We start from the raw sequence: 325 nt of genomic DNA, 5'->3' as shown, positions 1-325 counted from the left end.
GATGTTCTGCTGCGGCCGACCGGCGAGCCAGCCCTCACTCAGCGACGGCTTGCGGTGGACGGCAAGAGCGCCCGGGGCTCGCGCACCCGAGACCGGCAGTCCGCCCACCTGCTCGCCGTCATCGACCAGGACCACCGTCCCTGGCGCAGTTGAGGGTGGCGGACAAGACCAACGAGATCTTGTAGTTGCTTCGGCCTGGAGACGCGGATGGGCTTGTGTTCCAGGCGGTGGTGTAGGTGACGGTGGGCCCTGACCCCGGATCTTGGACACCAGAGACACTTGGATCTTGATGGTCTGGGTGGTCAGGAGTCCCGCTATTGCTGAC

It is taken from the genome of Streptomyces sp. NPDC051133 (assembly GCF_040682635.1).
Classification (GTDB): Bacteria; Actinomycetota; Actinomycetes; order Streptomycetales; family Streptomycetaceae; genus Streptomyces.
This window is presented reverse-complemented; position numbering follows the sequence as displayed.